This is a genomic window from Priestia aryabhattai B8W22 (assembly GCF_000956595.1).
In the GTDB taxonomy this organism is placed as follows: Bacteria; Bacillota; Bacilli; order Bacillales; family Bacillaceae_H; genus Priestia; species Priestia aryabhattai.
Window position 1 is genome coordinate 16,454 of the sequence record NZ_JYOO01000049.1, and the last position, 10,864, is coordinate 27,317.

7 protein-coding genes and 7 tRNA genes are annotated in these 10,864 nt (G+C 38.2%); 2 read left to right on the top strand and 12 right to left on the bottom strand.

Annotated elements, in window-relative coordinates; all coding sequences use genetic code 11:
• Nucleotides 1–316: 316 nt before the first annotated feature.
• Together N178_RS24205 and N178_RS24210 are read left to right on the top strand one after the other, a co-directional pair.
• Complete coding sequence (locus tag N178_RS24205) at nucleotides 317–1,069, top strand: TraR/DksA C4-type zinc finger protein (protein ID WP_013059568.1); 753 nt, start codon at nucleotides 317–319, stop codon at nucleotides 1,067–1,069.
• Nucleotides 1,070–1,163: 94 nt separating this feature from the next.
• Nucleotides 1,164–1,961: a TIGR00266 family protein gene (locus N178_RS24210; RefSeq protein WP_045295387.1), complete on the top strand. Its 798-nt coding sequence runs from the start codon at nucleotides 1,164–1,166 to the stop codon at nucleotides 1,959–1,961.
• Nucleotides 1,962–1,999: 38 nt separating this feature from the next.
• Here N178_RS24210 and N178_RS24215 read toward each other — a convergent pair whose 3' ends face one another.
• From N178_RS24215 to N178_RS24270, 12 genes are all read right to left on the bottom strand, one after another.
• Nucleotides 2,000–4,423, bottom strand: a complete 2,424-nt coding sequence (locus N178_RS24215) for a glycogen/starch/alpha-glucan phosphorylase (protein WP_045295389.1) — start codon at nucleotides 4,421–4,423, stop codon at nucleotides 2,000–2,002.
• Nucleotides 4,424–4,436: 13 nt separating this feature from the next.
• A complete protein-coding gene (gene glgA, locus N178_RS24220; RefSeq protein ID WP_033579578.1) occupies nucleotides 4,437–5,867 on the bottom strand; it encodes a glycogen synthase GlgA in 1,431 nt (476 codons plus the stop codon).
• Nucleotides 5,864–6,889 carry a glucose-1-phosphate adenylyltransferase family protein gene (locus N178_RS24225; protein WP_045295391.1) on the bottom strand — a complete coding sequence of 342 codons (1,026 nt, stop codon included), beginning with the start codon at nucleotides 6,887–6,889 and terminating at the stop codon, nucleotides 5,864–5,866. The genes glgA and N178_RS24225 overlap by 4 nt, the downstream gene beginning before the upstream one ends.
• A gap of 22 nt (nucleotides 6,890–6,911) precedes the next feature.
• The gene (locus N178_RS24230) at nucleotides 6,912–8,063 is read right to left on the bottom strand and encodes a glucose-1-phosphate adenylyltransferase (protein ID WP_016765788.1); all 1,152 of its coding nucleotides are present in this window, start codon (nucleotides 8,061–8,063) and stop codon (nucleotides 6,912–6,914) included.
• Nucleotides 8,014–9,975 carry a 1,4-alpha-glucan branching enzyme gene (gene glgB, locus N178_RS24235; RefSeq protein ID WP_045295393.1) on the bottom strand — a complete coding sequence of 654 codons (1,962 nt, stop codon included), beginning with the start codon at nucleotides 9,973–9,975 and terminating at the stop codon, nucleotides 8,014–8,016. The genes N178_RS24230 and glgB overlap by 50 nt, the downstream gene beginning before the upstream one ends.
• A 295-nt stretch (nucleotides 9,976–10,270) precedes the next feature.
• Nucleotides 10,271–10,342 (bottom strand) — tRNA-Glu (locus tag N178_RS24240).
• Nucleotides 10,343–10,362: 20 nt separating this feature from the next.
• Nucleotides 10,363–10,453 (bottom strand) — tRNA-Ser (locus tag N178_RS24245).
• A 3-nt stretch (nucleotides 10,454–10,456) separates the two neighbouring features.
• Nucleotides 10,457–10,531: transfer RNA gene (locus tag N178_RS24250), tRNA-Asn, on the bottom strand.
• A 3-nt stretch (nucleotides 10,532–10,534) separates the two neighbouring features.
• Nucleotides 10,535–10,611, bottom strand: a tRNA-Ile gene (locus tag N178_RS24255).
• 6 nt (nucleotides 10,612–10,617) lie between these two features.
• Nucleotides 10,618–10,691 (bottom strand) — tRNA-Gly (locus N178_RS24260).
• A gap of 11 nt (nucleotides 10,692–10,702) precedes the next feature.
• Nucleotides 10,703–10,778, bottom strand: a tRNA-His gene (locus N178_RS24265).
• Between the two features lie 10 nt (nucleotides 10,779–10,788).
• A tRNA-Phe gene (locus tag N178_RS24270) sits at nucleotides 10,789–10,864 on the bottom strand.

Here is a 10,864-nt window from a genome sequence, read left to right on the forward strand (position 1 = left end):
GTAACTAACTTATTATAAACTTTCAGTCCAAAAAAATCTAGCATCGCGATTCACGAGAAAAAATTAATTTCGCTTGTCTAAATTATGTCTTTTCATTAAATGAATCAAAAATCTTTATGATCTATTTAGTACTCCTTAAACCTTGAGAACGTTACTTTTATCATACCCTTTTCTATAACCTTTACCTTTCTTTAATTTTCCACTCCTTTTCTCTCTTAGCTTCATGAATACCCCAAATCCTCCTAATATGAATCGTGTTTTTTTGAATTTTTAACACATACTACAAAAGCACACTAAATTTTTAAGGGGGAGCTTCATGACACTTTCAAAACAAGAAATCAGTCAGTTAAAACAAAATTTACAGCAGCAGCAGGCTGATATTCAATCGCACTTTGACCAAAATGATCATTTTGGTCTAACTCGAAGCGACGCTCACGATGCTGTAGGAGAACTTTCAAGCTACGATAACCACCCTGGTGACACAGCCACAGAAACATACGAGCGTGAAAAGGACCTTGCACTAAATGAACATGCAAAACAAGAGCTACATGAAATAGAAGAAGCACTTCAGGCAATCGCTCACAGCACGTATGGAACATGCAAAGTATGCGGAGCAGATATCTCGTTTGAAAGACTTCAGGCTGTACCAACTACTTTATACTGTAGAGAACACAGCCCGTCACAGGATATTCCAAAGCACAGGCCTGTAGAAGAAAATGTTCTCCATCACCCATTTGGTCAATACGACTATGATGATACCGAAACGACAGGGTATGACGCAGAAGATTCTTGGCAAGACGTTGCGCGTTACGGGACGTCTGAATCTCCTTCTGATTTTATAGAAGATACGTCCAACTATAGTGAAACCTATATTGAGGCGGATGAAGCTATCGGGTACGTTGAAGATTATGAAAACTTTGCCGCTACCGATTTATATGGACAGCCTCTTCCTATTTACCCTTCAAAAGAGCATGAGCGATATGAAAATGCACTGGATGAAGAAGGTACGATGACCATATTTGGAGATTTACCGGCCTATGAGAAAGATCCATACACTGAAAAGGAGTAGTTCTTCATACTACTCTTTTTTCTATTTTTAGTAGGAGCTATAGGAGATGACATCGAATGAATAGGAGATTAGAATTTATAATGAGGTGAAAATGATGAATGCACATGAAATTGATTATAAATTGTATGGAGATGACATGCAGTTTGTTGAAATTGAATTAGATCCTTCAGAAAGCGTTATAGCAGAAGCTGGAGGAATGATGATGATGGAAGATGATATTGAGATGGAAACCATTTTTGGTGACGGTTCTTCCTCCAACAGCAGCGGGCTTTTTAATAAACTAAAAGGAGCAGGGAAACGGGTATTAACTGGTGAAAGTTTATTTATGACGTTATATACAAATAACGGATATCACAAACGAAAAGTATCTTTCGCTTCACCTTTTCCAGGTAAGATTATTCCTGTCGATTTGGAGCAGCTCGATCATAAAATCATTTGTCAAAAAAGCTCCTTTTTATGCGCTGCCAAAGGCGTATCCGTTGGTATTGATTTTCAAAAAAAACTAGGAACGGGCTTCTTTGGCGGTGAAGGTTTTATTATGCAAAAATTAGAAGGTAATGGCCTGGCATTTTTACATGCAGGCGGCACCATTCATAAAAGGAAGCTGCAGCCGGGTGAACGCCTTCGTGTGGATACTGGCTGTTTAGTGGCCATGACCCGTGATGTAAATTACAACATCGAATATGTAGGGAAAATCAAAACAGCTCTGTTTGGAGGAGAAGGCATGTTTTTTGCTACTCTGTCAGGACCGGGAACAGTTTGGATTCAATCTCTTCCTTTTAGCCGACTAGCCGATCGCGTTTTATCAAGTGCAGTTTCGCCAACGGGAGGTAAAGGTGAAGGCAGCATCCTTGGTTCTTTAGGTGATTTCTTAAACGGCGACAACAGATAAAATAAAAAAGGTGCAGTCAAAGACTGGACCTTTTTTATTTATTTATTGATTGATTGATTCAATAAATTTTTAGTGGAGTGAATTCCCCAAATATCAGATGCATATTCCTCAATCGTTCGATCACTAGAAAAAAAGCCGGAATGTGCAATGTTCGTCGCACTCATTTGAAGCCATTTATTTTCATTTCTATAAGCTTCGTTTACTTTTTGCTGTGCCGTAACGTATGAGTCAAAGTCACGGAGTACATAGTATTCATCATTTTGCATTAGTAATGAATCATATATAGGCTCGAATAAGTCATATGTGTCAGGTAGGAAGCCGTTTGTAAGCTGCTCGAGCACTTGTCGAATCCGCTTATCATGATGGTAATAATCATAGGCACGGTATCCTCCATTTTGCTGATAGCTCAACACTTCTTCGGCTTTTAGCCCAAAAATAAAGACATTATCTTTTCCTACTGCCTCGCTAATTTCGACGTTCGCTCCGTCCATGGTGCCAAGAGTTAATGCTCCGTTCATCATGAATTTCATATTTCCCGTTCCCGAAGCTTCTTTGCTGGCTGTTGAAATCTGTTCACTGACATCCGCTGCCGGAAAGATATACTCAGCAAGTGACACTCGATAGTTTTCTAAAAAAACGACTTTTAAAAACGGTGATGTTTGTGGATCATGATTGACAACATCAGCTACAGAATTAATTAGCTTTATGACTTTTTTTGCATAATAATAGCCGGGAGATGCTTTCGCACCAAAAATAAATGTACGAGGAACAATTTGAAAATTAGGGTCTTCTTTTAATCGATTGTACAAATACATAATGTGCAGCACATTTAAAAGCTGCCTTTTATAAGCATGAAGCCTTTTAACCTGTACATCAAAAATAGAATGTGAATCTATTTTAATTCCCGTTTGCTCTTGAATAATATCCGCAAGCAGCTTTTTACGCTGTTGTTTTACTGTTTTTAGTCCTTGTAAAAAGCTTGGATCTTCCACATACTCTTGGAGCTTTATAAGAGAATGCGGCTGTTTAATCCATTTATCTCCTATCATCTCGGTAATAAGGGAGGAAAGCTGCGGGTTAGCTTTTAACAACCAGCGCCGGTGAGTAATTCCATTCGTTTTATTGTTAAATTTAGCAGGATAAAACTGATAAAAATCTTTCATTTCTCGTTCTTTTAAAATATCAGTATGAATCTTTGCCACGCCGTTTACTTTATAACTTCCCACAATTGCTAAATGAGCCATCTTTACTAACCCGTGCGCTAAAATAGCCATATTTTCAATCCGCTGCCAGTCCCCTGGATATGCTTCCCATAATTCTTTACAAAAACGCTCATTAATTTCTTCAATAATCATATACACGCGTGGAAGCAAGGGTTGAAATAAATCAATCGGCCATTTCTCAAGGGCTTCAGAAAGAGTCGTATGATTTGTGTATGATATCGTATTGGACGTAATATGCCATGCATCTTCCCATTCCATTTTTTCTTCATCCAGTAAAATTCTCATTAGCTCAGGAATCGCAAGTACAGGATGCGTATCGTTAATATGAATGGCTACTTTTTCGTGAAAGTTTGTAAGTGTTTGATAGGTATTTCGATGTGCTCTGATAATACTTTGTAAGCTGGCTGACACAAGAAAATATTGCTGTTTCAACCTTAATATTTTACCATCTTCATGTGTATCATCCGGATATAAAAATTCTGATACAGCCTCTGTTTGACGCTTATACTCCATCACATCTTTATGTACTGGAAATGATGAAGGCTCCGCATTCCAAAGGCGAAGTGTATTCACTGTATCTGTTTTATACCCGATAACCGGGATGTCATAAGGAACAGCAGAGACGGGTTCTCCTTTTACATGACGAAAAGAAAATTTTCCGTCTTCCTGTACCATTTCAACTTCGCCCCAAAAGTTCACTTCTATGGCTTGATCTAATTTGCGTACCTCCCATGAATTCCCATGCCTTAACCATTGTTCTGGGAGCTCAATTTGAAAGCCGTTTACAATCTTTTGATCAAACAAACCGTGTTTATAGCGAATCCCGTAACCGTGACCAGGAAGATTAAGTGAAGCAAGAGAATCTAAAAAACAAGCAGCAAGCCTGCCTAATCCGCCGTTTCCTAATCCTGCGTCTACTTCTATTTCCTCAATATTTTCAAGTGAAATATTCAGATCACTTAATCCTTCTTTTACAACTTCCCGAATTCCTAAGTTCAACAGATTTTGACCCAATAGTCTGCCTAATAAAAATTCGATAGAAAGATAATACACTTGCTTTGTATGTGAAGACCTATGAATTTCATTGGTGGAAATCCAATCGCTGCTAATATACTCTCGCACCATATTTCCTAATGTATGATAGTGATCTTGAACAGTAGATTCTTTAAAGCTCTTTCCATATGTCATTTCCAGCTTTTTTAAAAAAGCCTCTTGAAAGCTTTTTTTATCAGAGAACAATCTGCTCACCCTTTCACGATGGAGTAGATGTCAAATTTGAATACAATTGATTATATTTAAATGCCGATTGCCCCCAGCTATAATCCTGACTCATAGCATCCATCATTAATTTTTTCCATACATCTTTCTGGTGATAAAATGAAACAGCTCTTTCTAACGTATGAAGCATGTCATGAGCATTATAATTCTTAAAAGAGAAGCCATTTCCCTCTCCGCTATATTCATTATAAGCTTTGACCGTGTCATTCAGGCCGCCCGTTTCACGCACGACTGGAATGGTTCCATATTTTAAGGCTATTAATTGTCCGAGTCCGCAAGGCTCAAAACGGGAAGGCATTAAAAATAAATCCGTACCGGCATAAACTTTATGAGCAAGTTCCTCATTAAAACCAATAATGGCTTTTACTTGTTGCGGGTACGTATCTTCCATCTCACGGAAAAACTGCTCAAACTCGTGTTCACCAGTTCCTAAAATAACAATTTGGGCTCCTAAGTTAACCGTCTCATGGAAAACGTGCTTAACTAAATCCAATCCCTTCTGCTGAGTTAATCTTGTAACCATCGAAATAATTGGAACATCCTTATTTTCTTCTAATTCAAGATAGCGCTGGAGCTCTTTTTTATTTTTATATTTTCCTTCAATCTCTTCTACCGAATAAGGATAAGATATAAGTTGATCTGCGTCTGGGCTATAAGCTTCTTCATCGATTCCATTTACAATCCCAATTAAATCTTGATTTCGCTGACGCAATAATCCATCTAAACTTTCTCCGTAATATGGCATTTGAATTTCATCTCGATATGTAGGACTTACCGTGGTAATTTTATCAGCTGATACAAGAGCCGCTTTCATAAAATTAATATTCCCATAAAACTCGAGCTGGCTTGTAGTAAAATAATAATCATTTAAATTCAATAACTCATATAAATTGCTTTTAGGGAAGATTCCTTGGAATTGCAAGTTATGAATCGTAAAGACCGTTTGAATATGATCATACATATCATAATTAGCACGAAGTAAAAATGGAATCATAGCCGTATGCCAGTCGTGACAATGAATAATATCAGGCTCATTCTCTAAAAATGGGATAGCTTCAAGCACAGCTCTGCTGAAGAAAGCAAATCGTTCAGCGTCATCGTAGTGCCCATATAAGCTATCTCTTTTAAAATAATATTCATTATCAATGAAAATATATTTAACGCCATCCATCGTTAACGATTCAATTCCGCAGTACTGTCTTCTCCACCCAACCTGCACATGAATAACTTTCTCAAGTACCATTTCATCTTGATAATGTTGAGGAATGGTTCCGTACTTTGGCATAACTACACATACGTTCGTTCCTAATTTTTTTAATTCTTTAGGCAGGGCACCAGCTACGTCTGCTAATCCTCCTGTTTTAATAAAAGGTACACATTCTGATACAGCAAATAATACATTCACGACTTCATCAACGCTCCTTGAGTTGTTCCTTTAGCAATGACTCTAGGTAGACCTGACTCACCTAGCAACGTTTCATTACTTCCTATTTTCACATCTTTGTCTAAAACAACGTTTTCTAATACACTATTTTCTAAAATAACGCCTTTTTGCATCACAATGCTATTCTTAACAACCGTACCTTTTCCAATTTTAACGCCTCGGAAGATAATACTATTTTCCACATGTCCTTCAATCACGCACCCATTTGCGATCATTGAGTTTTTCACAACCGCTTTTTTTGCGTAACGAGTAGGCGGTTCATCTTTTACTTTAGTGAAAACAGGACGTTCGTTGATAAATAACTGCTTCCAAACATCTGGAGATAAAATTTCCATACTTGTTTTATAGTAGGCATCTAAGCTAGAAATCTCAGCCGTATATCCATGGTGCTCATACTTTTCTACACGATGAGACTGTGCCATATATCGAACTAGCTCTTTAATCGTATAGAAATCATGGGATTCATTTTGCAAAATATCAACAAGAATAGATTTATTAATAATATACATATTAAGCGATTTATCACCTTGCTTCATTTCAGTAATATCTGCATTTGAAGCAATATGACGCTGCAGTACGTGCTCAAAGTCAACTGTACATATCGTATAACTATTAGCAATTAATACGTATTCCTGCTTACTTCTTAAGAAATAGTCAATATGATAACGGAACTGTGTGAATAGTGATGGACTTTCTAAGTGTAAATCACTTGTCATAGGAGGAAAGATAAACAATCCATCTCGCTTCCGATCCAAATCCCATTCTTTTCCTGAACCTATATGATCCATCAATGCGCGATAGCGATCACGAGGAAAAATGGCAACGCTCGAAATTCCAGAGTTCACCATATTAGAAAGCGTAAAATCGATTAGTCGATAGCGCCCTGCAAAAGGAATGGCAGCAATCGATCTATAAAAGGTTAAAGGCTGCAGCGCTGTTGTGTTTGTACAAGCATCAATAATACCAAGCATTTGATTATTCAATGTCGTTCATCCTCTCTGTTCGTTAAATGCATTTAGCAACTGATTCAATCAATTCTTGAGTAACAAGAATTACTTCTTCGCTTCCTTTGGTCGGTCGAATAATAGTACCGTCTGGAACTTCAATGTCCGATGGAACAATTGCGTTTTCAATATATACGTTAGAGCCTATCTTTGCAGTAGGCATGACAACCGTTTTCTTAACCTCAGAACCTGAGCCGATTTGTACACCTGGAAATAACACGGACTGCTCTACGTTCCCTTCAACAACACACCCTTCATTTACTAATGACTCCACCACGCAGGCGTTTGGCGCGATATATTGAGGAGGCTGATTAGGGTTAACAGAGTATACTTTCCATGAAGAGTCAAATAAATTAAGCTCGTCTTTATCACATAACAAGTCCATATTCGCTTCCCATAAGCTTTTTACAGTTCCTACATCTTTCCAATAACCTTGGAATGGGTATGCAATTAGCTTTTTCTTTTCGTCTAGTAAAAGCGGAATAACATCTTTCCCAAAATCATGGCTTGAATATGGATTGCGTGCATCCATTTCTAAATATTCTTTTAAAATACTCCACTTAAAAATATAAATCCCCATGGAAGCTAGATTATTTTTAGGACGCTGTGGCTTTTCGTCGAACTCCATTACGTCTAGGTCACTATTTGTATTTAAAATACCAAAACGGCTCGCTTCCTCCCAAGGTACTTCAATAACAGAAATCGTTACGTCTGCTTCTTTGTTTATATGATAATCAAGCATATTTTCATAGTTCATTTTATAAATGTGATCACCGGATAGAATCAGTACGTACTCAGGATCATATTGTGTCAAATAGTTTAAATTTTCATAAATAGCACTAGCCGTGCCTTTATACCACTTTACTCCATCTGACTCCGCGTATGGAGGCAATACCGTAACGCCACCATTTCGTCGGTCCAAATCCCAAGCGCTTCCAATTCCAATGTATGAATTGAGAACTAGCGGTTGATATTGTGTTAATACACCTACTGTTTCAATACCTGAATTTGTACAATTACTTAAAGCAAAATCAATAATTCGATACTTACCACCAAATGGTACAGCTGGCTTTGCTAGATTTTTTGTAAGCGAACTTAGCCGACTACCTTTTCCTCCTGCCAATAACATCGCTACACATTTCTTTTTTAACATGTTGTTTTCTCTCCCCTCGTTTTCTCTTTGCTCGTAGTATACTAATGCCAAACGGCGGAATATTCATTTCAATGCAAAAAGGTTGACCGTGAAACGATTCATCCACTGATTTTAATGCCTTTTTATTTACAATGCCTGAACCGCCGTACACTTCGTCATCACTGTTAATAACTTCAATGTACTCTGTCTCAACTGGAACTCCAACTTTGTAAGAATGATATGGATGCTCAGAAAAATTGCTAACAACTATAAAAATCTCCTGATTTTCTTTCGACTTGCGAATAAAGGAGAAAATTTGTTGATGATGATTGTTAACATCAATCCATTCAAAGCCATCTGGATTATGGTCTAATTCATATAAAGACTTGCTTCTCTTATAAATCTTGATGAGGTCCTTCATATATCCGTTAAGATTGCGATGCATGTCAAAGTCATAAAGCATCCAATCCAACTCCTCTAAATCTTTCCACTCATCAAATTGGCCAAACTCTCCGCCCATAAATAGAAGCTTTTTCCCAGGGTGAGCAAAGAAATATCCATATAGCAGTCGAAGCTGTGCAAACTTGCGCCAGTAATCACCTGGCATCTTATTAAGTAATGATTTTTTCCCATGTACGACTTCATCATGAGAAAGCGGCAAAATAAAGTTTTCGTTAAACGCATACATTAGTGAAAAGGTCATTTTATCGTGAAGGTAAGGACGTCTTTCCACGCCAGCTTCCATGTATGTTAAAACGTCATTCATCCATCCCATGTTCCACTTATAATTAAAGCCTAAACCGCCCTCATACGTAGGTGCTGTAACAAGGGGCCAATCCGTTGAATCTTCTGCCATCATTAATATCGTCTCATCAGATTTAAAAACAGCTTCATTCAATTTTTTTAAGAAGCTGACAGCTCCATCATTCACTGCTTTTCCAGAAGAATTTTGCCAATAAAGCATATTAGCTACAGCATCTACTCGAAATCCATCTATATGGAAGTACTCCAACCAAAACAAAGCGTTCGAAATGAGAAAACTTTGTACTTCAGGCTTTCCTAAATCGAAATTAGCTGTTCCCCAAACATAGTTTTCACGGTCGGGTTCTTTTTTGTATTCATAAGTAGGTTCTCCATCGAACATATACAGACCATGTTCATCCTTACAAAAATGCCCGGGTACCCAGTCTAAAAGAACGCCTATATTATTTTGATGACACTCATCTATAAAGTTCATCAACTCTTTAGGTGTACCGTATCGACTGGTAGCAGAATAGTATCCAGTTCCTTGATATCCCCAAGATCGGTCGAGCGGATGCTCAATGACTGGTAATAACTCAATATGTGTAAAACCTTGTTCAGCAATATAAGGAATAAGCTCCTGTGCTAATTCACTGTATGTATAAAGGCTGCCATCTTCATGAGTCCTCCAAGACCCTGCATGCAGCTCGTAAATACACAGTGGTCTTTCATATATATTTTGCTGTTTTTTCTTTCTACGCCAATATTGGTCGTTCCATTTGTACCCATCCAATGAGTAAACAATAGAAGCAGTGTTTGGACGCACTTCACTGAAGAAAGCGTATGGATCTGCTTTTAATTTTTTTTGATTGCTTTGTGTGATGATTTCATATTTATAAATAGTCCCTTGTTCTAATTCAGGGATAAATGTCATCCAAATACCTTCTTCATTAACTTTAACCATTGAATGTTGAAAACCGTTCCATTTATTAAAATCACCTACAACGCTTACACCCTTTGCATGAGGTGCCCACACGCAAAATCGTACGCCTTCAATTCCTTCTACCGTTACCTGATGCGCACCGAAAATAGAGTAACTGCGAAATAAGTTTCCTTCGTGATACAAATGAACATCAAATTCAGTAGGCTGAACCGCTAGATTCACTTTTGCCACCCCTTTAACTTCAAACATAATATACGCACATAATATACGCTTCTTACCACTCATTCCCTTTTACAGTAAAAGCATAAACCTTTTCTACAAATATAATAGAATAAATGTTCTTTAAAATTACTCTTTATCCCATACTCTTCATACTTTATTACTTTATGAATAATTCCATATGATATAGGGAAAATCCTGCTTAAAACTTACTTTTTATTCTGAAAATTCATGGTAATTATTCCTAACTATTATTTCTGTTTACTTAATCTTTAAAAAAGCGCAAATAAAAAAAAGGTTTGCATATATGCAAACCTTTTTAAGATGACCCGTACGGGATTCGAACCCGTGTTACCGCCGTGAAAGGGCGGTGTCTTAACCGCTTGACCAACGGGCCATATTTAAATTTAAAACGACTGGCGGAGAAGGAGGGATTTGAACCCTCGCGCCGCTTACACGACCTACACCCTTAGCAGGGGCGCCTCTTCAGCCACTTGAGTACTTCTCCGTATGGCTCCACAGGTAGGACTCGAACCTACGACCGATCGGTTAACAGCCGATAGCTCTACCACTGAGCTACTGTGGAATATGGTGGGCCTAAGTGGACTCGAACCACCGACCTCACGCTTATCAGGCGTGCGCTCTAACCAGCTGAGCTATAGGCCCTTCATTTGGAGCGGGTGATGAGAATCGAACTCACGACATCAGCTTGGAAGGCTGAGGTTTTACCACTAAACTACACCCGCGTTACTTAAGATGGGGCGACTGATGGGAATCGAACCCACGAATGCCGGAACCACAATCCGGTGCGTTAACCACTTCGCCACAATCGCCGTCTTAAAATGGTGGCTCGGGACGGAATCGAACCGCCGACACAAGGATTTTCAGTCCTTTGCTCTACCAACTGAGCTACCGAGCC

Coding starts and splice junctions, on each gene's coding strand:
- N178_RS24230 (WP_016765788.1), bottom strand. CDS start 8,063: ATGTTAAAAAAGAAATGTGTAGCGATGTTATTGGCAGGAGGAAAAGGT.
- N178_RS24205 (WP_013059568.1), top strand. CDS start 317: ATGACACTTTCAAAACAAGAAATCAGTCAGTTAAAACAAAATTTACAG.
- glgB (WP_045295393.1), bottom strand. CDS start 9,975: ATGTTTGAAGTTAAAGGGGTGGCAAAAGTGAATCTAGCGGTTCAGCCT.
- N178_RS24210 (WP_045295387.1), top strand. CDS start 1,164: ATGAATGCACATGAAATTGATTATAAATTGTATGGAGATGACATGCAG.